The organism is Magnetospirillum fulvum MGU-K5 (assembly GCF_000442515.1).
Taxonomy (GTDB): Bacteria; Pseudomonadota; Alphaproteobacteria; order Rhodospirillales; family Magnetospirillaceae; genus Phaeospirillum; species Phaeospirillum fulvum_B.
On record NZ_AQPH01000007.1, the window covers coordinates 18,011 to 40,065 of the forward strand.

Genomic DNA, 22,055 nt, shown 5'->3' on the forward strand with positions numbered 1-22,055 from the left:
AATTTCGCGCACCCATGGGTTTTGGAGTTTCTTTATGCAGCGGGTCAAGCTCGACCGCATTGATCGTCGAATTCTCGCCGATCTGCAAGCCGACGGCCGGATGACCAATGTCGAACTGGCGCGACGATCAGGAATATCGGCCCCGCCCTGCTTAAGGCGGGTGCGGGCCTTGGAAGAAGCGGGGTATGTCCGGGGCTACCACGCCGATATTGATCCGGCGGCGCTGGGCTACAATGTCACGATTTTCGCCCATGTCGGCCTCAGCTCTCAGGCCGAAAGCGACCTGAAGGCGTTTGAGGATCTCGCCAACACCTGGCCCGAAGTGCGCGAATGCCACATGCTGGCGGGCGAGATGGATTTCCTGCTGAAAATCGTCGCCCACGATTGGGACGATTATCAGCGGTTCCTGACCACCCGCCTGACCGCCGCCCCCAATATCAGCCACGTCAAAAGCGCGCTGGCGATCCGCAGCGCCAAGGTCCAGCCCGGCGTGCCGATCGAACTCGACGCCCCTGGCGATTTCGACCCGATCGCCGAGGACGAGTAAGACCAACCGGCCAAATCGAGGGTTGGCCGGTATAACCCGACCGCTTCCGTCATGCCCCTGCCCGACAACATGGGCATGACGGATCGGTCCTGATCGCGCTTACTTCCCCCGCGCGGCCGCCCTCACCCGGCGCAGACGGTCGAGATCGACCGAACCGAGATCGGGATAGACCGCCAAGGCCCCGGTGAAATCATCGCCCCCGGTATAGACGCTTTCGGTCACCACCACGTCCAACCCGGCGGTACGGGCGGCCTGAACCCCGTGCGCGGAATCCTCGATCACCAGACATTGCCGCGCCGGGACCCCCAACCGATCCAGCACCATGTGATAGACCGAGGGATCGGGCTTCTTCTTCGGGGTATCCTCGCCGCTGACGACGACATCGAACCAGTCGCACCGCTTGGGCCCCAGCAGCGCGACAATATTGGCGCGGCTGGTGGTGGTGGCCAACGCCAGCTTCAGCCCCTCGGCCCGAGCCTGCGCGATCAGCGGCAGGATTCCCGGCCGGAGCGACAGCGCGCCTTCGGACGCCATCCGGGTGTAATGGGCGGTTTTGGCGGCATGCAGGGTCGCGACCAATTCATCGGAGACATCGGGCGCAAACGCCCGCAAACGCTCGCGTCCGCCCGCAACCTTCAGCAGGTCGCGGTACAGCGGACGATCCCAATGCCAGTCGAGACCGTTTTCGATAAAGGCATGATTGAAGGAGTCGCGGTGGACTTCCTCGGTTTCGGCGAGGGTACCGTCAACGTCGAAGATCAGGGCAGCCAGGCTCATGAAGGGGGGTTCCAGTCCGGTGGGGCCAGTTCGAAACCGGCGAAGGAGAAAGCGGGGGAAACGGTGCAGCCAACCAGGCTCCACGCCCCAAGCGGCACAGCGGCCTGCCATACGCCTGGAGCGACGATGCCTTGGGGAAGGTGGCCCTGGGCCAGATCGGGACCGAGGATCAGCGAATGCTCGGCCCGGCCGTCGTCGGACAGACGCAGCCGCAACGGCGCTCCGGCATGGAAATGCCAGATCTCGGTGGCGTCGATCCGATGCCAGTGCGACCGCTCACCCTCGCGCAGCAGATACAAAATCGCGGTTCCAGCCCCGCGCTGGTCGGGCGCATCGGGACTGTGCCGCCACGTTTCGGCATAATGACCGCCTTCGGGATGAGGCTTCAGCCCCAGGCGGGCAATGATTTCTTCGGCCGAACTCATGCGACGGGAACCGTTGCCGCGACCGACGGGCGCTGCGACAGCACGGCATACCACGCCGCCAGGGCGGGATAGCGCGCGCGCCAGTCCAGGTCGGGGAAGCGGAAATCGAGATAGCCCAGCACGGCGACCACCGCGATCTGGCCGATCAGGAAGGTATCCCCCCAACCGGCGACCTCGTCTTCCAACTGGGCCAGCCCGCGCGCGGCGGCGGCCTCCTGCCGTTCGATCCAGACCGGCCAACGCTTGTCCTCGGGGCGCATCATCGTCTCGACCCGCTTTGCCAGCAGGGCGTCGAGAATACCGTCGCCCAGCGCCTCCAGCCGCTTTTGCGTCCAGCGGGCACCACCTGCGGGCGGAACCAGCTTCTGTCCGTCATGAAGCGAATCGAGATATTCGCAGATCACCGGCGAATCGTAGATCGCCTCGCCCCCGTCAGCGATCAAAGCGGGCACCTTACCCAGCGGATTGTCGTGAATGACGTCGGTGGCGGGGTCCCAGACATTGGTCGGAACCGCCTCGATCCGGTCGGCCAGCCCAGTCTCAAAGGCGACAATCCAGACCTTGCGAGCATAAGGCGAGGTGGCGGAGGTGCGCAGCTTCATCGGTGCCTCGTTCGGCCAAAGGGGGAGATACAGGTTTGGCCGCCCCGCTCCGGGTGTCAAGGCCCCCATCTGAACTGTCATCAGTTTAGGCCCTAGGCACAGTGCCCGGCATGGGTCACAATCGGCACCGCTTGAAGGCCAGCCCGGCGACGACGTTCTAAGGAGACCCCACCATGACCACCGCGACATCCCCCCGCGCCGCTGTCTTGCGCGAGGTGGTCGGCACCTTTGCCGACCGAGCCCATTTCGAGTCGGCGGTGGATGCCCTGATCCGCGCGGGGTTCGAGCGACACCGCCTGTCGGTACTGGCCTCGCATGAATCGCTTGAGGTCGCCGAGACCGGAGAACGCTCGTGGCGCGACGGTCTGGTCGCCCTGGTCGGCGAGTTGAAGTATGAAGGCCCGCTGGTCGCCGCCGGAATGATCGCGATCGCCGCCGGTCCGGTCGGAGCCGCGATCGCCGGGCTGATCGCCGCCGGTGTCGGCGGGGCCGCGATCAAGGAAGTCCTGGACGAAGTGTCGTCCCTGCCGGATTCCGCCGATTTCGCCCGCGCGCTTGCCGCCGGAAGCGTCATCTTGTGGGTCGGCATCGAGTCGAGCCAGGAAGAAGAATCCGCCTCCCACCTGCTGCGCGCGGCGGGCGGGGCCAATGTCCATCTGTTCGAACGATCCGGTACCCTTCCGGCCTGACCTCCGGCTGAGTCCCCCCTGACGGAGCAAAAACAAGAATGAGCACGACTTTTAACACCTCCAGCGCCAGCGAAGAGCAGACCACCGGCACCTCCGCGCTGGAACGCGATACGCTGCTGATGCACGCCTCGGGGCGCCCCGGCAAGATCGAGATCGTTCCGACCAAGCCGATGGCGACCCAGCGCGATCTGTCGCTCGCCTATTCCCCCGGCGTCGCCTTTCCCTGTCTGCACATCGCCCGCGACCCGTCGCTGGCCTACGATTACACCGCGAAGGGCAATCTGGTCGCGGTGATCTCGAACGGCACCGCCGTTCTTGGCCTGGGCGACCTTGGGGCGCTGGCCAGCAAGCCGGTGATGGAAGGCAAGGCGGTTCTGTTCAAGCGCTTTGCCGATGTCGATTCGATCGACCTTGAGGTCGATACCCACGATGTCGACGAGTTCATCAATTGCGTCCGCTACCTGGCCCCCAGCTTCGGCGGCATCAACCTTGAAGACATCAAGGCCCCGGAATGCTTCATCATCGAGCAGCGCCTGCGCGAGTTGATGCCGATTCCGGTGTTCCATGACGATCAGCACGGCACCGCGATCATCTCGTCGGCGGGCCTGATCAACGCGCTGGACCTGACCGGCCGCACCATGGCCGAAACCAAGGTGGTGGTGAACGGCGCGGGCGCGGCGGGCATCGCCTGCCTTGAACTGATCAAGAGCCTGGGCATCCGCCACGAGAACGTGACCCTGTGCGACACCAAGGGGGTGATCTATCAGGGCCGGTCCGAGGGGATGAACCAGTGGAAGTCGGCCCATGCCATCGACACCCCGGCCCGCACCCTGGCCGAGGCCCTGGAAGGTGCCGACGTGTTCTTCGGCCTGTCGGTCAAGGGCGCGGTGACCCAGGACATGATCAAGACGATGGCCCCCCGCCCGATCATCTTCGCGATGGCCAACCCCGATCCGGAAATCACCCCGGAAGAGGTCAAGGCGGTGTGCCCTGATGCGATCGTCGCCACCGGACGCTCGGATTATCCCAACCAGATCAACAACGTGTTGGGCTTTCCCTATATCTTCCGCGGCGCGCTTGACGTCCGCGCCTCGACCATCAACGAGGCGATGAAGGTTGCCGCCGCCAAGGCGATCGCCGCCCTGGCCCGCGAGGATGTGCCCGACGAGGTCGATGCCGCCTATTCCGGCCGCCGCCTCCGCTACGGATCCGATTACATCATCCCGGTGCCGTTCGATCCCCGCCTGATCTCCGCCGTCCCCCCCGCCGTCGCCAAGGCGGCGATGGATAGCGGCGTTGCCCGTCGCCCGATTATCGACATGCCCGGCTACAGCCGCGACCTGTCGGCCCGGCTCGACCCGGTCGCCGCCGGAATGCAGACGATCACCGAGGCGGTTCGCGCCAATCCGAGACGGGTGGTGTTCGCCGAGGGCGAAGAGGAAAAGCAGATCCGCGCCGCCGTCGCCTTCAGCAATGCCGGTCTCGGCCACCCGATCCTGATCGGGCGCGAGGACCGCATCCGCGAGACGATGCGCTCGATCGGCCTGCCCGCCGCCGAATCGCTTGAAATCGTCAATGCCCGTCTGTCGCCGCGGACCAAGGACTATACCGACCTGCTGTACCGCCGCCTTCAGCGCAAGGGCGCGCTGTATCGCGACGCCCAGCGTCTGGTCAACCAGGAGCGCAACATCTTCGGCGCGCTGATGGTCGAATCCGGCGATGCCGACGCGATGGTCACCGGCCTGACCCGCAATTACTGGCAGGCGTTCGACGAGATCAAGCGGGTGATCGACCCCGCGCCGGGCGAATTGATGTTCGGCATGACGATCTTCGTTGCCAAGGGACGGGTGGTGTTCGTCGCCGATACCACCGTGCTGGAACGCCCGACCCCGGTTCAGTTGGCCGATATCGCGGTGCAGACCGCGCACAAGGCCCGCCAGATGGGCCACGAGCCGCGCGTCGCGATGATCAGCTACTCGACCTTCGGCAATCCCAGCAACAACCGGGCCGAGCGCGTCCGCGAGGCGGTCGATATCCTCGACGCCCGCAAGGTCGATTTCGTCTATGACGGCGAGATGAGCCCCGACGTCGCCCTCGACCCCGAATTGCTCAGCCACTACCCGTTCTCGCGGCTGAAGGAACCGGCCAACGTGCTGGTGATGCCCGGTCTCTATTCGGCCACGATCAGCTCGAAGCTGTTGCAGAAGCTGGGGGCGGTGCCGGTGATCGGTCCGATCCTGGTCGGTCTGTCGCGGCCGATTCAGGTCACGTCGATGGATGCCAGCGCCAACGACATCGTTACCATGGCGGTGCTGGCCTGCCACGACGCCCTGAAGCGTGAAACGGTGAAATAGGGCGACGATGATCAACCGCAATCCCGCCGCCGTCGGCCGACTGCTGTCGGTGGCGGTATTGCTGTCCAGCCCGACCGGAATCGTCCTTTTGGTTCTGGCCGCCCAGGGATCGGTCCATGTCGCCTGGGCCGTCCTGGTCTGGCTGGGGGTCACCCTGATTCTGGCGTTGCTGGTGCGGGCTCATCTGACCCGGCTGGCGGCGCTGGCCGAGTGGGTCCGTTCGATGGCGATGGGGGCCGAACCCGGCCCCCCGCCCGGCCGTGACGATGTCACCCTGGCCGGAACCGCGATCGCCGTCGGCGGGCTGCGCCGGGTATGGCAGCAAAAAACCGCCGAGTTGACCAGCACCGCCCGCTGGAACGAAAGTCTGCTCGACAATCTGCCCGATCCGCTGCTGCTGCTTGATCCCACCCGCCGGGTGGTCCGCGCCAACAAAGCGGCGCGGCTGCTGTTCGGCCGTGAATTGGGCGGGCGTGACATCACCTCGTTCCTGCGTCATCCCTCGGTGCTGGAAGCGATCGAGGCAGTCCTGGCCGGGGCGTCCGGCCGGGAATGCGAGTTCACCCAGCCGGTGCCGCTGGAGCGGGTGTTCCTCGCCCGCGTCGTCCTCCCCGTCGGCTTGCCCCCCGACGGTGCCGCTGCGATGTTGACCCTGCACGATCTGACCGATCTGAAGCGGATCGAGCGGATGCGGGCCGATTTCGTCGCCAATGCCAGCCACGAATTGCGTACGCCCTTGGCCGCCGTCGCCGGGTTCATCGAGACGTTGCGCGGTCCCGCTCGCGATGATGAAGAGGCGCGCGACCGCTTTCTGGCCATCATGGCCGAACAGGCCCAGCGGATGAGCCGCCTGATCGCCGATCTGTTATCGCTGTCGCGGATCGAACTGAACGAACACACCCCTCCCAGCGAGAAGGTCGATCTTGGGCGGCTGCTGATCACCGCCGCCGAGGTGCTGCGCCCGCTGGCGCAAGGGCGCGGGATGGAAATCGTGCTGGAGATCGCCCCCGATCTCGACGACATCGTTGGACAGCCGGACGAACTGGCCCAGCTTTTCCAGAACCTGCTCGACAACGCCCTCAAATACGGCCGGGAAAACAGCGCGGTCCGGGTCGTGGCGTGTGCCGCCGCCCCGGCCGATCTGCCGGTCAATGCCGGTCCCGCGCTGAAATCCGGCCCGGCGGTCAAGGTTTCGGTGCGCGATCAGGGCGAAGGCATCGCCCGCGAGCACCTGCCCCGCCTGACCGAACGCTTTTACCGCGCCGATACCGCCCGCTCGCGCCGGATGGGCGGCACCGGACTCGGCCTCGCCATCGTCAAGCACATCGTCAACCGCCATCGCGGCCTGTTGACAATCGACAGCGTCGTCGGCCAGGGCTCGACCTTCACCGTCTGGCTCCCCGCCGCCGAACGCTAAGGAGCGCCTGCACCGGACAGGCCATCTGCGGAAGACATCGTTTCGGGGGCTTGCGCCTCCGAACGGGTCAGGACGGTGGCCCGGCCGCGCAGCGGAACCCGGTTAAGCCTCGGCGACGACCGGGTTGCGCAGGATGCCGATTCCCTCGATCTCGATTTCGCTGACATCGCCCGGGCGCAGGAACAGCTGCGGGGTCCGCGCCACGCCGACCCCGGACGGCGTGCCCGAGACGATGATGTCGCCGGGCTCCAACGTCATCACTTCGCTTAAGAACACGATCAGAGTGGCGATATCGAAGATCATGTCATCGGTGGTCGAATCCTGCACCGTCTGACCGTTGAGCCGGGACTGAATCCGCAAGCCCCGCCCACCCGGCGGCAAGTCGTCGGGGGTGACGAACACCGGACCGAATGCCCCGGTGGCGTCGAAATTCTTCCCCATCGTCCATTGGGTCGATTTGCCCTGATAATCGCGCACCGAGCCATCATTGAAGGCCGAATAGCCCGCGACGTGACCAAGCGCGTCGGCCTGGGCGATATGCCGCCCGCCAGTGCCGATCACCGCGACCAGTTCGGCTTCGTAATCGAGCTTTTCCGAGACGCGCGGACGCACCAGCGCCGCCCCGTCCCCGATCAGGGTCGAGGGAAAACGGACGAAGATGGTCGGGTAGGTCGGCAGCGGGTTGCCGGTCTCGCGGGCATGGGCGGCATAATTAAGCCCGACGCAGAGAATCTTGCCCGGCCGCGCCAGCGGCGGGGCAAGCGTCACCGTTGCGAGATCGACCACGGGAGCCGATTCCAGCAGCGCCGCGCCGACCGCCACCAGATCGGCCCCGGCCTTGATCAGGCTTTCCAGACTGCCGGGATAACCGGGCGCGCCCTCGCTCAGGCCATGAAACACCCCGTCCGCCGCCGCGGCGGCCAGTCCCGCCCGGCCATCCGTGCTGTACACCGCAAAGCGCATCGTTTTCGTCTCCCTCGATCAACCCGGCCCAGCATAACACTTGGGCCCGGTCCGGTTCAGCCGATCCGGTGCAAAGCGGGTCCGTGCCGTTTCAGCCAGTCGCGCGCCGGGCGGTGATCGCCGTTCAGCCGCTCGACCACGGCCCAGAAGGCCGGGCCGTGATTCATCTCGACCAGATGGGCGACTTCGTGGGCGGCGACATAGGTCAGCACCCAATCCGGGGCCAGCACCAGCCGCCAGGAAAAGGATAGCGCCCCCGCAGCCGAGCAACTGCCCCAGCGCGATTTGGTATCACGCACCGTGACACGGCCGACCGGGCGCCCCACTTGGGCGGCAAGGGTCCGGGCACGATGGGCCAGCAGCAACGCCGCCTCGGCGCGGAGGAACGCCCCAACCCGCCGGGGCACCTGATCGAGCGGACCGCCCAGGCGGATGTCCCCAGCTTCGGCGCGGACCTTGCGCGGCGCGGCCGGATCGTGGCGGATCAGATGCGGCACCCCCAGCAGCGGCACCACCGCGCCGGGCACCAGGGCCAGCGTTGGCGGTGCGGCGACGAGCCGGGCGGCCAGCCAATCGTGTTGCAACCGGGCGAAGCGTTCGGCCTCGCGCACCGGGGCTCCCACCGGCAGCACCAGCACCGCCGCCCCGGCGGGGTCGAGCCGCAGACTGAGCCGCTTCGCCCGCGCCGAACGCCGCACCTGGATGGTGACGGGGCGACCGGCGATGTCGATCACCAACGGCGGATCGTTGGGCGGACTCACCCGGCCGCGACGCCTGTGGGCGCCACCTCCAGATTCAGGGCAGCGGCCATCAAGGCGCGGGTGTAGGCGGTGGAAGGGGCCGAGAACAATTGTTCCGCCGGGCCGGATTCGACCACTTTGCCGTCCTTCATCACCACCAGATGATCGGCCAACGCCCGCACCACCCGCAGATCGTGGCTGATGAACAGATAGGCGATGGAATGGCGGGCCTGAAGCTCGCGCAGCAGGGTGACGATCTGCGACTGGACCGAGACGTCAAGCGCGCTGGTCGGCTCGTCCAGCACGATGAAAGCGGGCTTCAGCACGATCGCCCGCGCAATCGCGATCCGCTGCCGCTGACCGCCGGAAAATTCGTGGGGATAGCGATCGGCAAAGGCGGGATCGAGCCCGACCTCGTCCAGCGCCTCGTCGATCAGGCGACGACGCTCGGCCCGGGTGGCGGCGAGGCGGTGAACCTCCAGCCCCTCGCCGACGATCTCCTCGACCGACAGACGAGGCGACAGCGAGCCATAGGGGTCCTGGAACACCATCTGCATTCCGCGCCGCAAGGGACGCAAATCGGCGGCGCTCATCCGCTCGATCGGGCAGCCCTCGAAGCGGATCGCGCCTTCGGATTTCAGCAGCCGCAGCAAGGCGAGCCCCAGCGTGGTCTTGCCCGAGCCGGATTCCCCAACGATGCCGACGGTCTGGCCGCGCCGTACCCGAACCGACACCCCGTCCACCGCTTTCAGATAGCCGGTGGTGCGGCCGAACAGCCCACCCTTGCGCGGGAACCACACCTTGATGTCGTCGGCGGCGATCACGTCGGGCGCGTCGGCGGCAGGAATCAGCGGATGGCCGCCCGGCTCGGCCGCCAGCAGCTTGCGGGTATAGGGATGAACCGGCGCGGTAAAGACCTGCTCGACCGGGCCGGTCTCGACGATCTCGCCCCCGGTCATCACGCAGACGCGATCGGCGATTTTCCGCACGATGCCAAGATCATGGGTGATGAACAGCATCGCCATCCCGAACCGGGCCTGAAGCTCCTTCAGCAGCGTCAGAATCTGGGCCTGGATGGTGACATCAAGCGCGGTGGTCGGTTCGTCGGCGATCAGCAGATCGGGCTGGTTGGCCAGCGCCATCGCGATCATCACCCGCTGGCGCTGCCCGCCCGACAATTCATGCGGCAACGCCCCCAGACGGCTTTCAGCGTCGGGAATGCCGACCAGCGCCAGCATCTCCAGCACCCGGCCGCGTAACACCTCGCCGCGCAGCCCCTGATGCAGTTCCAGCACCTCGGCGACCTGCTTGCCGATCGTATGGAGCGGGTTCAGCGAGGTCATCGGCTCCTGGAACACCATCGACACCTTGGCCCCGCGCACGGCCCGCAACACCGGCTCGGGCGCGCCGACCAGCTCGGTCCCGTCCAGGCGGATGCTGCCGCTGGGATGGTGGGCACGGGGATAGGGCAGCAATTGCAGGATCGACAGCGCCGTCACCGACTTACCCGAACCGGACTCGCCGACCAGCGCCAGGGTCTCGCCCTTGGCCAGGGTGAAGGAAACGCCGCGCACCGCTTCGACCGCCTCGGCACCGCTGCCAAAGGTCACCGACAGGGTATCGACGGCAAGAATCGGGGCAGAAGCACTCATCAGCGGGTCTTCCTCGGGTCAAAGGCATCGCGCACCGCTTCGCCGACGAACACCAGCAGCGACAGCAACGCCGCCACCACCACGAATCCGGTCAGGCCGAGCCACGGCGCCTGGAGGTTCTCCTTGCCCTGGCGCAGCAGATCGCCCAGCGAGGCCGAGCCGGGCGGCAGCCCCAGCCCGAGGAAATCGAGCGCGGTCAGCGACACGATCGACGAACTGAGGATGAAGGGCAGAAAGGTCAGGGTCGCCACCATCGCATTGGGCAGAACGTGGCGGATCATGATCCGGGCATCGGACACGCCGAGCGCGCGGGCGGCACGGACATAATCGAAATTGCGGGCACGCAGGAACTCGGCGCGGACCACCCCGACCAGACTGGTCCAGGAGAACAGCACCAGCACCAGCAGCAAGGTCCAGAAGCCCGGAGTGATGATCGAGGCGACGATGATCAGCACCAGCAATTCGGGCAGCCCGCCCCAGATTTCGAGAAAACGCTGGAACAACAGATCGGTCCAGCCGCCGAAATAGCCTTGCACCGCCCCGGCGGCAACGCCGATCGCGGCGCTGACCCCTGTCAGCGCCAGCCCGAACAGAATCGACAGCCGCAATCCATAGATCAGCCGGGCCAGCACGTCGCGGCCCTGATCGTCGGTGCCCAGCCAATTGCCCTGTCCGGGCGGAGCCGGATGGGTGCCGCCTCGGTCGAAATTGATCGAACCGTTGTTGAAGCGGATCGGCGGCCACACCGCCCAGCCATGGTCGGCGATATTGGCGGCGATCATCGGATCACGGTAATCGGCAAAGGTGGCGAAATCGCCCCCGAACGTCGTTTCGGGGTAATCGCGGGCGACCGGGACATAGAATGCGCCGTCATAGACCACCAGGATCGGGCGGTCGTTGGCGACCAGTTCGGCGGCCAGGGTGACGGCGAACACGGCCAGAAAGATCCACAAGGACCAGAAGCCACGCCGGTTGCGGCGAAACGCGGCGAGACGGCGGCGGTCGAGCGGCGACAGTCTCATCTGGCGTCAGCCCTCCCTGGTTTCGAAATCGATGCGGGGATCGACCCAATGCAGGGTCAGGTCGCCGGCGAGATTGAGCAGCAGCCCGAGCAGGCTGAAGGCGTACAAGGTGCCGAACATCACCGGATAATCGCGGTTGCTGACCGCCTCGAACCCCAACAGGCCGATTCCGTCGAGCGAGAAGATGATCTCGACCAGCAGCGAGCCGGTAAACAGGATCGCGACCAGGGCGCGGGGAAAGCCCGCGACGATCAGCAGCATCGCGTTGCGGAAGACATGGCCGTACAGCACGCCCCGCTCGGTCAGGCCCTTGGCCCGGGCGGTAATGACATATTGCTTCCCGATTTCTTCGAGGAAGGCGTTCTTGGTCAGCATCGTCAGACCGGCAAAGCCGCCGACGACCAGCGCCGTCACCGGCAAAGCGAGGTGGTGGAGATAATCGAGCAGACGGGCGACGAACCCGGCCCCCTCCATCCCCGGGGAGGTCAGACCGCGCAGCGGGAACCACGACAGATAGCTGCCGCCCGCGAACAGCACGATCAGCAGGATCGCGAACAGAAAGCCCGGCACGGCATAGCCGATGATCACCGCCCACGAGGTGGCGATATCAAAACGCGAGCCGTCGCGGGTGGCCTTGGCGATCCCCAGCGGAATCGACACCAGATAGATAATCAGGGTGCTCCACAGACCGAGCGAGACCGATACCGGCATCTTCTCGATCACCAATTGGGTGACCGGCACGTCGCGATAGAAGCTGTTGCCGAAATCGAACCGGGCGAAATTGCCGATCATCAGCCAGAAGCGTTCAAGCGGCGGCTTATCAAAACCGAATTGGCGCTCGATTTCCTTGACGAAGGCGGGGTCCAACCCCTGGGCACCGCGATAGGCTCCCGAGCCGCCCTCCTGCCCGGCCCAGGCCTGCGGCCGACTGCCTCCGCTTTCGGCCCCGCCCGCCCCCGAGACGCGGGCGGCGGCATCGACCGCCGTGCCCTGAATCTTCGCCAGCATCAGTTCGACCGGCCCGCCGGGAGCGAATTGCGCCACCGCGAAATTGACCAGGATGATGCCGAACAGAGTCAGCGGGATCAGCAGCAGGCGACGCAGCGTATAAGCGATCATTTCTTCGCCGCATCCTTGGCCCACCACGCCATCGGACGCACCCCAGAAGCGGGAGTGATCGCGGGACGACCGAACTTGTCCCACCACGCCACCCGGTCAACCCCCAGATGCCATTGCGGGATCACGTAATGGTTCCACAGCAGGACGCGGTCGAGTGCCCTGGCCCGCGCCACCAGGGTTTCGCGATCGGGCGCGGCGATCAGCGCGGCAACCAGGGCATCGATTGCCGGATTCTTGATTCCGGCCAGATTCTGTCCGCCGACCGCGTCAGCGGCGGCGCTACCCCAAAAGCTCGCCTGCTCGTTGCCGGGCGATTGCGACTGACCCCACACCTGGACCACCATGTCGTAATCGTACTGATCGACCCGGTTCTTGTACTGGGCGGTATCGACAACGCGGACGTTGGCCTCGATCCCCAGGCGTTCGAGATTGCGGGCGAAGGGAAGCGCGATCCGCTCCCACACCGGCTGAACCAGCAGGATTTCGAACACGAAGGGACGGCCATCCTTGACCAGCTTGCCGTTCTGGACCGTCCAGCCCGCCTCTTCCAACAACCGCATCGCCGCGCGCAGATTGGCGCGGATGTTGCCGTCGCCCTCGGTCTCCGGCGGCTTGTAGACGCTGGTAAAGACCTGGGGCGGCACCTTGTCGCGCAACGGCTCCAGCACCTCCAGTTCCTTCGGCCCCGGCAGGCCGGTCGCAGCCATGTCGGAATTGGCGAAGAAGCTGGTGGTGCGCTTGTACTGGCCATAGAACAGGGTCTTGTTGGTCCATTCGAAATCGAAGGCGTAGGCCAGCGCCTCGCGGACCTTGGCATCCTGGAACAGGGGACGGCGCAGGTTATAGACATAGGCCTGCATCCCGGCCGGACGCTGGTTGGGGAAGGCTTCCTTTAAGCCCCGCCCGTCCTTCAGCCCCGACCAATCCTGATAGCCGGTGGCCCATTTCTTGGCCTCCATCTCCAGCCGCCAATCGTACTCGCCCGCCTTGAACGCTTCGAGCGCCACCGTGGTATCGCGATAGCTGTCATAGCGGATACGGTCGAAATTGTACTGGCCCCGGCGCACCGGCAAATCGGCCCCCCAGTAATCCTTGACCCGGACCCAGGTGACGGTCCGCCCGGTCTCGAACGGCCCGGCCTTGTAAGGACCGCTGCCCAGCGGCGGTTCCAGGGTGGTGGCGGCGAAGTCGCGTCCCTTCCAGTAATGCTTGGGCAGCACCGGCAACTGGCCCAGAATCAGTGGCAATTCACGATTGTCGCCCGGCTTGAAGGTAAAGCGGACCTTGCGCTCGCCCACCTTCTCGACCTTATCGACGGCGGCATAATAGAAGCGATAGCGGGGATGGCCCTTGGTCTTCAGGATGTCGAACGAGAAGACGACATCGTCGGCGGTGATCGGCTTGCCGTCGTGCCAGCGCGCCTTGGGCCGCAGGGTGAACGCCACCCACGAACGGTCGGCGGGAAACTCGATCGATTCGGCCAGCAGACCGTATTCGGAAAACGGCTCGTCGGCGGATTCGATCATCAACGTCTCGAACGGCAGATCGGATCCGCCTGCCGCCTCGCCCTTGACGGTGAAGGGGTTGAGGGTATCCCACCCCCCCGTTTCAGCCAGCCGGATTTCGCCGCCCTTGGGGGCGTTGGGATTGACATAGTCGAACTGGGAAAAAGCCCGCCGGATATTTCGGTGCACCATGCATCGCCGCGCCGTGCACCGGGACCGGAACCTCGGCGGCAAGGGTGACGGGGGAACCGAACAGGGCAAGGCTGACGACAAGGCAAAGAGCGACAACAAGACGCATGCGATCACCGGATCGGTCAGGAGGGGGCGGCCAAGTGTGGCCGGATTAATCGTCGAGGGCAAGCAGAGGTGATAGAGCAGCGTTGACGCAACGCCATTCGGCTGCGACGATATATATCGGGAGGAAGAGACGTACAGCCCTATGACCGCCGAAGCCGAGAAGACCCCCCCGCCACCACCCGAATCGAACGTCTTCGCCACCTTGCGCGGAGGCGGACGGATTTGGGCGATCGGTGCCATTCGCGGCGAGGTCGCCCGTCTCCATGCGCTGCACACCCGCCTGGCCGCCGAGTGCAAACCGGGCGATCAGCTGGTCTATCTCGGCGATTATCTCGGCCACAGCCCCTCGGTGGTGCAAACCGTCGATGAAATCCTGCTGTTCCGCCGCGCTTATATCGCCCGGCCCGGTGTCGGGCTTGACGATGTCGTCTATCTGCGCGGCTCTCAGGAAGAGATGTGGCAAAAGCTGCTGCAATTGCAGTTTGCCCCCAATCCGGGCGAGGTGCTGCGCTGGATGCTCAATCACGGCGTCGGCCCGACCATCGCCGCCTATGGCGGCAATCTGGACGAGGGGCTGCTCTGCGTGCGCGAGGGGATTTTGGCGATGACCCGCTGGACCGGCCAGTTGCGCCAGGCGATGCGGGCCTATGACGGCCATACCGCGCTGATGAGCGTGTTGAAGCACGCCGCCTTCACCGACGACACCACTTTGCTGTTCACCCATGCCGGGCTTGATCCGTCGCGCCCGCCCTCGGCCCAGGGGGATTCGTTCTGGTGGGGGGCGTCGTCGTTCGTGACCCTGGCCGAGCCCTATTACGGCTTCAAGCTGGTGGTGCGCGGCGCCGATCATCGCGGCGGCGGCATCGTGCTCGGTCCCCATATCGCGACGCTGGATTCCGGCTCGGGCCGGGGTGGACCGCTGACCGCCGCCTGCTTCGGCTCGGACGGCAATATTCTTCAATTGATCGAGGCCTGACCCGCGATGCGCACGCCGTTTTTCCTGTTTGGAGCCGCCGCCCTGGTGCTGGCAACCCCCGTGTCGGTGTCGGCCCAAAGCTGGTCCGACCTGGGCAAGGATTTGCTGAAGCAGCAATTGGAGCGCCAGCAGCCGAGCGGTACCACGACCGCACCGGCGACGACCTCCAGCGCGGCCTCTCCGGCCGCCATCACCACCACCGCCTCGACCGCCGAAATCGGCTCGGGCCTGACCGCGGCGCTGAAGCAGGCGGTGACCCAGGTCACCGGGCGGCTGGGCCGCACCGACGGCTTCAACGCCGATCCCGTGGCCCATATTCCCCTGCCCGCCAAGCTGGCCACGCTCCGCTCGGGTCTGGCCCTGGCCGGTCAGTCCGGTTTGCTGGACGATCTGGAGGTGCGGCTGAACCGCGCCGCCGAGGCGGCGACGCCCGAGGCCCAGAAAATCTTCCTCGCCTCGCTCGACAAGATGAGCCTGGACGACGCCCGCGCCATCCTGAGCGGCCCCAAGGATTCCGCCACCCAATATTTCAAGCGGACGATGACCCCCGATCTGACCGCCGCGATGCGCCCGGTGATCGAGTCCGAATTGTCCCAGACCGGGGCGATGGCCTCGTATCAGGTGCTGACCGCCGCCGCCGGAAGCTTGCCGCTGGTCGGACAGGCGCTGTCGGGCGGGCCGGAGCTGCTGACCGATCACGTCCTCTCCCGCGCGATCGGGACGATCTTTACCGGGATCGGCCAGGAAGAGGCGGCGATCCGCACTGATCCGGCCAAACGCTCGACCGACTTGCTGAAAAAGGTGTTCGGCGGCTGAGGGACAAACCCCTCATATATCTTTGTTTTTCGTCATCGGCCAACAAGGGTAGTTGACGGCGGAGCCACATCGGACTATTCGTTCCGGTTCGGTAAGGATTTCCGCCGCCCTCCCCTCCGTCGATTGCGCCATGCGAGATACCGTAGACAGCCCTGCCCCCGTCAAGCACTCCTATACCGTGCCCTGCCCCAGCGCGTTCCGCGATCGGGTCGAGGCGCTGGCGGCAAGGCGTCGGGTCAATGTCGCCGATATTGCCCGCTCGATCCTGCTGGTCCTGCCGGTCGAAGCGATCGCCACCTTCCCCGATCCGGGCGAGCCGCCGGTCCACGACCGCGAGACGGTGGTGCTGAAATCCGGCCCGGCCGAAGGTCGTCCGTGGCGACGCAAGCCGCGTCTGCAAATCCGGATGGCTCCCGGTTTCGATGTCGAAACGATTCGCCGCGCCCTGGGGCTGGCCCTGACGCTGGACGAGGGCACGCTGGCCTTGCGACTGGACGATCCCGCCGCCCCGCCGCCGCCCCCTCCTCCTCCCCCCGAACCGGAAGAAGAGACCTTCCCCAAGGTCGAACGGCGGCGCGGCGTCAGCGAGCAAAGCAAGGCCCTGGCCGCCGCCAGCGAAGAGATCGAACGGCTAAAGGCGATCATCAACGTTCTGTCGTTCGAAGTGCTGCCGGGCGGGGTTCAGACCCGTGAAGAGGCGTTGCATATTCTGGGCTTCCCCCCCGGCCTCAACCCCGACCGCCGGATGATCAAGGCGAAGTTCCGGATGCTGGCCACCATCCATCACCCCGACAGCAGCCACGGCAACCATCTGCGGATGAGCCAGTTGAACGCCGCGATCGACCTGCTGCGCAACGGCTGACCGCGCTCTTCGGCGTCCTGCCCCGCCTCATCATGCCCTGTCTGGAAATTCCCTATACCGATCCGGTTGCCGCCTTCGCCCCCTGGGCCGAAAGCCCGTGGTCGATGCTGCTCGACAGCGGCGGCAACGATCCCAGGCTGGGCCGCTACGCCTATATCGCGGTCAGCCCCTATCGCACCCTGCGCGCCGATGGCGATGGGGTGCGGATCGACGGCCAGCCCGCCGGAACCGATCCGTTTGCCGCGCTTGCCGCCGCGTTGGCCGCCTTTGGCCAAAGCGACGAGGCGATGCCACTGCCCTTCGCGGGCGGGGCCGTCGGCCTGTTCGGCTATGAACTGGGCCGCCACATCGAACGCGTTCCCGCCCGCCATGTCGCCGGGCAGACCGAGATGGCGGTCGGATTCTATGACGTCATTGCCGGGTTCGACCGCGAGGCACGGCGGGCCTGGGTGATCGCGGCCCGGCCCGAAGCGATGCCCCGTGCCGAAGCGATGGCGGCCACGATCACCGCCACGCCACGCCTGGTCGCCCCGGCACCGGGTCCAGGTCTTCGTCTGATGCCGGAGCTTGACCGCGACACGTATCTGGATCGGGTGCGGCAGATCGTTGACAAGATCGCGGCCGGAGAGGTGTTTCAGGTCAATTTCACCCAACGCTTCCTGTCGCCCCGCCCGGCGGGATTGCGCCCCTTCGACCTGTATCGTCGGCTCAAAGCCCGCAATCCCGCTCCGTTCGCCGCCTTTATCCATATCGGCGACGATTTGACCCTGGTCAGCGCCTCGCCGGAACGGTTTCTGTCGCTCGATCGCAGTGGCCGGATCGAAGCCCGTCCGATCAAGGGAACGCGGCGGCGCAGCCACGATTCCGCCGAGGATGCCGCCCTGGCCGCCGAATTGGCGGCGTGCGAAAAGGACCGGGCGGAAAATTTGATGATCGCCGACCTGCTGCGCAACGATATCGGCCGGGTCGCCACCATTGGCAGCGTCAAGGTTCCGACCTTGCGCGCTTTGGAAAGCCATGCCACCGTTCACCATCTGGTTTCGGTGGTCGAAGGACGCTTGCGCACCGGGCTGGGTCCGGCCGATCTGTTGCGGGCGACCTTTCCCGGCGGGTCGATCACCGGAGCCCCGAAGGTGAAGGCGATGGAGATCATCGACGCACTTGAGCCTGGTCCACGCGGCCTCTATTGCGGCGCGGTCGGCTGGATCGGCTTTGACGGAGCGATGGATACCAGCATTGTCATCCGCGCCGTGACGCTGACCCGTGACCACGTGATCGCCCAGGCGGGCGGCGGGATCGTGGCCGATTCCGATCCCGAAACCGAATATGCCGAGATGATGACCAAGGTGGCCCCGGCCTTGGCGGCCTTGGCGGAGGAGTAACGGCGACATGGTGGTCTGGCTGAATGGAACCCTGGTGGCCGAACCGGCGCTCGACCCAACGGATCGCGGCTTTACCCTGGGCGACGGGCTATTCGAGACGATCCGGGTCACGCAGGGTCAGCCCCGCCACCTCGACCGTCATCTTGCCCGGCTAACCGAGGGCTGCCGGGTGCTGCGGCTGCCGCTACCCCATGATGAGGCGGCGATCGGGCAGGCGATCGCCGATCTGCTGGAAGCCGCCGCTCTGACCGAGGCGACCTTGCGGCTGACCCTGACCCGGGGTCCGGCCCCACGGGGGGTGCTGCCCCCGGCCCGGCCCACGCCGACCCTGCTGATCAGCATTGCCCCGGCCCCGCCGCCCCCCGGCCCCGCTCGCCTGATCGTCGCCACCGTGACACGCCGCAACGAACACTCGCCGCTGTCGCGGCTGAAAAGCCTCAACTATCTCGACAACATTCTGGCCCGGCAGGAAGCGGCCGACCGGGGAGCCGACGATTCCGTGCTGCTGAACAGCCAGGGCCGCGTCGCCGACACCACGATCGCCTGCCTGTTTGCCCAGATCGGCGGAACAATCGTGACTCCGCCGGTGGCCGAAGGGGCTTTGCCCGGCATTGGCCGGTCCCTTGCCCTGGCGGCGGGGGTCGGGATCGAACGCCCGATTTTGCCCGACGAGCTACGCCGGGCCCGGGCCATCGTTCTCGTCAACAGTCTGGGGGTGCGTCCGGTGATCGCGCTCGACGAGACCAACATCGCCCCCTGCGACGCCCTGACCGCCGCGGTGCGGCGCGGGCTGGAGGGGGAATAAATAGCCCAGGTATCACTGGCAGGCTTTATAGGCCTGGACCACTTCGTTTTTGATGATCTTGGTCTGGGCGGAAAAGCCGCCATAGCCCCGCTTGGTGATCGTCGTCAGCAACTCGCCGATATTTTCGCAGAACCCTTCGGTCAGCGGAATGTTGCGGGCATAGGTGACGATGCTGCCATCGGCGTGGTTCTGCTTGGCCTGCCAGTCGGCGGGAAACTCGCGCTGCCATGCCTTGAGACGGCGGGCGACGGCGGCACGGAACTTCGCCCCGTTGGCCTCTTCGAACGTATCCCAGGTCTTGACCGAATCCGGCAGAAAACGGCCCTGGCAGCGCCGCGACGCCTCGCGCAGATAGATGCCGTGGCGGACTTCACGCTCCGAGGTCAGTTCGGGCAGGGTAAAGCATTTCTTCGGCTTGGGCGCCGCCGCGACCGGCGCGGCCAGCACCGCCAGACAGAGCACGACAGGGACGAGAACGCGGATCATGACCGCTCCGATCCGGGGGACGAGACCGCCACTATGCCACAGCCCGATCCGGCCCGACACTCTCTGGGGCGAGGCGGTTCGCCGTGCTAGAGTGGGTCTCATCCGGCTTCTCCAGGGAGATTTCGATGAGTTCGTTCCCCGCTTTGATGCTGAACGAGGAAGATGGCTCGGTTCGGGCTTCGATCCGCACCCTGACCCTGGCCGATCTGCCCGCAGGCGAGGTGACCCTGCGCATCGCCTATTCCACCCTGAACTACAAGGACGGAATGATCCTGAACGGCCTGGGGCGGCTGGTGAAATCCTATCCTCATGTTCCTGGCGTCGATTTCGTGGGCACGGTCGAATCCTCCGATTCCCCCGCCTTTCGCCCCGGCGACAACGTGATCTGCGGCGGCTGGCGGGTCGGTGAACTCTTTTGGGGCGGGTATGCCGGGATGGCCCGGGTCAAGGCCGACTGGCTGGTCCCGTTGCCTCCGGGGCTGACGCCCCGCCGGGCGATGGCGATCGGCACCGCCGGACTAACCGCGATGCTGGCGGTGATGGCGCTGGAAGAAACCGGTCTGTCGCCCGCCAGCGATGGCGAGGTGCTGGTCACCGGCGCGGCGGGAGGATTGGGCAGCATCGCGGTGCTGCTGCTGTCGCGGCTGGGCTATCGCGTCGTCGCCTCGACCGGGCGGGCCAACCAGCGCGATTACCTGCTGTCGCTGGGGGCGACGTCGATTATCGACCGCGCCGAGATCGCGACCCTGCCGGCCAAGCCGCTGCTTTCCGAGCGCTGGGCAGGCGTGATCGACGGGGTCGGCGGCTCGACCCTCTCGCACGTTCTCTCCACCCTCCGGGCACGGGGCGCGGTCGCCGCCTGCGGCAATGTCGGCGGAGTGCGCTTTGACGGCAACGTCCTGCCCTTCCTGCTGCGCGGCATCTCGCTGCTGGGGATCGATGCGGTGATGTGTCCGACCCCACGCCGGATCACGGCGTGGACACGGCTGACCGAATTGCTGCCGCTCGACCGGCTCGACGCCCTGACCTCCGAAGCCGGTCTCGCCGATCTGCCCAGCCTGGGCGCGGGCATCCTGAAGGGACAGGTGCGCGGCCGCGTCGTGATCGACCCCCATGCCGTCTGATCGCCAGATCCTGACCCGCCGGGCGGTGCTGCTGGGCGGCCTGCTTGCCGCCGCCCTCCCCGTGTCATCCCTCGCGGCGGCGGCCACCAATGCCGGTCTTTACCTTCACCCCGCCCCGATCCCGCTGCCGCCCCTTGGGATGCTGGACGGCGACGGCAAGCCGGTCGGGCTCGAATCCCTGCATGGCCGGGCGGTGCTGCTGAACCTGTGGGCGAGCTGGTGCGCACCCTGCGTCGCCGAATTGCCCGCACTCGACCGGATGAAGCCGCTGTTGGCCCGTAACGGAATCGCCGTGGTGGCGCTGGCACTCGATCGCGGCGGAGCAGAAACCAGTCGTGCCACCTTTGCCCGGCTCGGCATCCAGTCGCTCGACATCCGCACCGGCGATCCCCGCAGCCTGACCGAGATGCTGGGGGCCCGCGTGCTGCCGATCACCCTGTTGATCGACCGGAGCGGTGCCGAAATCGGCCGGGTGGTCGGGGCCGCCGATTGGGAGGGCGCGAGCGCGGCCCGCCTGCTCGCCGCCCTGGCCGAGGGCCGCCCCCTCACCGCCGACATGGCCCCGACGGTGGCCGGGGCCAAACGGTAAGGCACGCCCCCGTCACCGCGAACAGCGGCGCTTTTCGGCCTGCGCGACGTCCAACCCGATCGAGGTGCCCTCGCGCACGACGAAGGCGCCGTCCCAGATCGCGGCGGCGGCGGTGGCGATCCCGGCCAGGGTCGAATCGTCATGGTTGGGATCGTGGTGAAACAGGGCCAGCCGTTTCACCCCGGCGGCGCGGGCCAGGCGCACTCCCTCCTGCCAGGTCGAATGACCCCAGCCCTGCCGGGCCGGAAAGATTTCGTCGGTATAGGTGCTGTCATAGATCGCTAGATCGGCCCCGGCGATCAGGCCCAGCACCGCCGGATCGGGATGGCCGGGGCGATGCTCGGTATCGGTGATGATGGCGATGACCCGCCCGCCGCATTCGATCCGATAGCCGCAGGCCCCGCCGGGATGGGACAAGGGCGCGGTTCGCACCGTCACCTCGGGCAACGGAGACAACACATCGCCGATCGAAAAGCCGGTGATCGAATCGATACCGCGCATCAACGAGAGCGGGATCGGGAAACTGGGCGGCTGCATCTGCCGGTCCAGCGCCAAGGCGGGACCAACCCCACCTTCGAGACGTGGCCCGTAAATGCGCAGACGAAACGACGGATCGAAGCCGGGGGCAAAGAACGGCACCCCGCAAATATGGTCCCAATGATAATGGGTCAGGAACAGATCGGCCTCGGCCAATCCGTCGTGGCGGATCGCACCGCCCAGTCGCCGCAAGCCGGTTCCTGCATCGAAAATCAGGTGATGCCCATCGACCTCAACGCCGACGCAGGTGGTATTGCCGCCATACAGGCTATTTTCCGGTGCAGGGCTGGCAATGCAGCCCCGCACTCCCCAGAACGTCACTCGCACGTCCATCGCGCTTTTCTCCGTCCCGGCCCGAGCCCCCCGAGA

General features: G+C 66.4%; 23 protein-coding genes. 12 read left to right on the forward strand and 11 right to left on the reverse strand.

Annotation, left to right across the window (positions count from 1 at the left end):
- The first annotated feature begins 34 nt into the window (after window positions 1–34).
- Window positions 35–547: an Lrp/AsnC family transcriptional regulator gene (locus tag K678_RS03190; protein ID WP_021131019.1), complete on the forward strand. Its 513-nt coding sequence runs from the start codon at window positions 35–37 to the stop codon at window positions 545–547.
- Between the two features lie 99 nt (window positions 548–646).
- Here the strand turns inward: K678_RS03190 and K678_RS03195 are convergent, their stop codons facing one another.
- From K678_RS03195 to K678_RS03205, 3 genes are read right to left on the reverse strand one after another with little or no spacing between them, the layout of a single operon-like run.
- Window positions 647–1,324 carry an HAD-IA family hydrolase gene (locus K678_RS03195; RefSeq protein WP_021131020.1) on the reverse strand — a complete coding sequence of 226 codons (678 nt, stop codon included), beginning with the start codon at window positions 1,322–1,324 and terminating at the stop codon, window positions 647–649.
- Window positions 1,321–1,749 carry a cupin domain-containing protein gene (locus K678_RS03200; RefSeq protein ID WP_021131021.1) on the reverse strand — a complete coding sequence of 143 codons (429 nt, stop codon included), beginning with the start codon at window positions 1,747–1,749 and terminating at the stop codon, window positions 1,321–1,323. The genes K678_RS03195 and K678_RS03200 overlap by 4 nt, the downstream gene beginning before the upstream one ends.
- Window positions 1,746–2,351 carry a glutathione S-transferase gene (locus tag K678_RS03205; RefSeq protein WP_021131022.1) on the reverse strand — a complete coding sequence of 202 codons (606 nt, stop codon included), beginning with the start codon at window positions 2,349–2,351 and terminating at the stop codon, window positions 1,746–1,748. Before K678_RS03205 ends, K678_RS03200 begins: the two co-directional genes overlap by 4 nt.
- Window positions 2,352–2,524: 173 nt before the next feature.
- Here K678_RS03205 and K678_RS03210 point away from each other — a divergent pair, with 173 nt between their 5' ends.
- The 3 genes from K678_RS03210 to K678_RS03220 all read left to right on the forward strand — a co-directional run bounded on the left by K678_RS03210 (window position 2,525) and on the right by K678_RS03220 (window position 6,811).
- Complete coding sequence (locus K678_RS03210) at window positions 2,525–3,040, forward strand: hypothetical protein (protein WP_021131023.1); 516 nt, start codon at window positions 2,525–2,527, stop codon at window positions 3,038–3,040.
- A gap of 119 nt (window positions 3,041–3,159) precedes the next feature.
- Complete coding sequence (locus tag K678_RS03215) at window positions 3,160–5,394, forward strand: NADP-dependent malic enzyme (protein WP_414532619.1); 2,235 nt, start codon at window positions 3,160–3,162, stop codon at window positions 5,392–5,394.
- A 7-nt stretch (window positions 5,395–5,401) separates the two neighbouring features.
- Window positions 5,402–6,811, forward strand: a complete 1,410-nt coding sequence (locus K678_RS03220; protein WP_021131025.1) for an ATP-binding protein — start codon at window positions 5,402–5,404, stop codon at window positions 6,809–6,811.
- A 102-nt stretch (window positions 6,812–6,913) separates the two neighbouring features.
- Here K678_RS03220 and K678_RS03225 read toward each other — a convergent pair whose 3' ends face one another.
- The 6 genes from K678_RS03225 to K678_RS03250 are packed head-to-tail and all read right to left on the reverse strand — an operon-like array spanning window position 6,914 to window position 14,004.
- The gene (locus tag K678_RS03225) at window positions 6,914–7,774 is read right to left on the reverse strand and encodes a fumarylacetoacetate hydrolase family protein (protein WP_021131026.1); all 861 of its coding nucleotides are present in this window, start codon (window positions 7,772–7,774) and stop codon (window positions 6,914–6,916) included.
- Window positions 7,775–7,830: 56 nt separating this feature from the next.
- Entirely contained in the window at window positions 7,831–8,535 is a 705-nt protein-coding gene (locus tag K678_RS03230) for a M48 family metallopeptidase (protein WP_021131027.1), read from the reverse strand.
- Window positions 8,532–10,166: an ABC transporter ATP-binding protein gene (locus K678_RS03235; protein ID WP_021131028.1), complete on the reverse strand. Its 1,635-nt coding sequence runs from the start codon at window positions 10,164–10,166 to the stop codon at window positions 8,532–8,534. The genes K678_RS03230 and K678_RS03235 overlap by 4 nt, the downstream gene beginning before the upstream one ends.
- Window positions 10,166–11,188 carry an ABC transporter permease gene (locus K678_RS03240; RefSeq protein WP_021131029.1) on the reverse strand — a complete coding sequence of 341 codons (1,023 nt, stop codon included), beginning with the start codon at window positions 11,186–11,188 and terminating at the stop codon, window positions 10,166–10,168. The genes K678_RS03235 and K678_RS03240 overlap by 1 nt, the downstream gene beginning before the upstream one ends.
- Window positions 11,189–11,194: 6 nt before the next feature.
- Window positions 11,195–12,307 (reverse strand): microcin C ABC transporter permease YejB, encoded by a 1,113-nt coding sequence (locus tag K678_RS03245; protein ID WP_021131030.1) that lies wholly within the window; start codon window positions 12,305–12,307, stop codon window positions 11,195–11,197.
- The gene (locus K678_RS03250) at window positions 12,304–14,004 is read right to left on the reverse strand and encodes an extracellular solute-binding protein (protein WP_021131031.1); all 1,701 of its coding nucleotides are present in this window, start codon (window positions 14,002–14,004) and stop codon (window positions 12,304–12,306) included. The genes K678_RS03245 and K678_RS03250 overlap by 4 nt, the downstream gene beginning before the upstream one ends.
- Between K678_RS03250 and K678_RS19370 the strand changes: the two genes are divergently transcribed.
- The 6 genes from K678_RS19370 (at window position 14,003) to K678_RS03275 (ending at window position 18,950) form a co-directional block, all read left to right on the forward strand.
- Complete coding sequence (locus K678_RS19370; protein ID WP_231376196.1) at window positions 14,003–14,182, forward strand: hypothetical protein; 180 nt, start codon at window positions 14,003–14,005, stop codon at window positions 14,180–14,182. The two genes, K678_RS03250 and K678_RS19370, sit on opposite strands and share 2 nt — an antisense overlap.
- Window positions 14,183–14,251: 69 nt before the next feature.
- Window positions 14,252–15,085, forward strand: a complete 834-nt coding sequence (locus K678_RS03255) for a hypothetical protein (protein WP_021131032.1) — start codon at window positions 14,252–14,254, stop codon at window positions 15,083–15,085.
- 6 nt (window positions 15,086–15,091) lie between these two features.
- Complete coding sequence (locus K678_RS03260; RefSeq protein ID WP_021131033.1) at window positions 15,092–15,901, forward strand: DUF4197 domain-containing protein; 810 nt, start codon at window positions 15,092–15,094, stop codon at window positions 15,899–15,901.
- Window positions 15,902–16,031: 130 nt separating this feature from the next.
- The gene (locus K678_RS03265; protein ID WP_039851937.1) at window positions 16,032–16,763 is read left to right on the forward strand and encodes a J domain-containing protein; all 732 of its coding nucleotides are present in this window, start codon (window positions 16,032–16,034) and stop codon (window positions 16,761–16,763) included.
- Between the two features lie 32 nt (window positions 16,764–16,795).
- Window positions 16,796–18,145 carry an aminodeoxychorismate synthase component I gene (gene pabB / locus K678_RS03270; protein WP_021131035.1) on the forward strand — a complete coding sequence of 450 codons (1,350 nt, stop codon included), beginning with the start codon at window positions 16,796–16,798 and terminating at the stop codon, window positions 18,143–18,145.
- A 7-nt stretch (window positions 18,146–18,152) separates the two neighbouring features.
- Window positions 18,153–18,950, forward strand: a complete 798-nt coding sequence (locus K678_RS03275; RefSeq protein WP_021131036.1) for an aminotransferase class IV — start codon at window positions 18,153–18,155, stop codon at window positions 18,948–18,950.
- Window positions 18,951–18,962: 12 nt separating this feature from the next.
- Here K678_RS03275 and K678_RS03280 read toward each other — a convergent pair whose 3' ends face one another.
- A complete protein-coding gene (locus K678_RS03280) occupies window positions 18,963–19,538 on the reverse strand; it encodes a hypothetical protein (RefSeq protein WP_231376192.1) in 576 nt (191 codons plus the stop codon).
- A 23-nt stretch (window positions 19,539–19,561) separates the two neighbouring features.
- On the opposite strand from K678_RS03280, the gene K678_RS03285 reads away from it, so the two are divergent.
- On the forward strand, window positions 19,562–20,560 hold the full coding sequence (locus K678_RS03285) for an MDR family oxidoreductase (protein WP_021131038.1): 999 nt from the start codon (window positions 19,562–19,564) through the stop codon (window positions 20,558–20,560).
- On the forward strand, window positions 20,550–21,149 hold the full coding sequence (locus K678_RS03290) for a TlpA disulfide reductase family protein (RefSeq protein ID WP_021131039.1): 600 nt from the start codon (window positions 20,550–20,552) through the stop codon (window positions 21,147–21,149). The genes K678_RS03285 and K678_RS03290 overlap by 11 nt, the downstream gene beginning before the upstream one ends.
- A 12-nt stretch (window positions 21,150–21,161) precedes the next feature.
- Here the strand turns inward: K678_RS03290 and K678_RS03295 are convergent, their stop codons facing one another.
- A complete protein-coding gene (locus K678_RS03295) occupies window positions 21,162–22,019 on the reverse strand; it encodes an MBL fold metallo-hydrolase (RefSeq protein ID WP_021131040.1) in 858 nt (285 codons plus the stop codon).
- Between the last annotated feature and the right edge of the window lie 36 nt (window positions 22,020–22,055).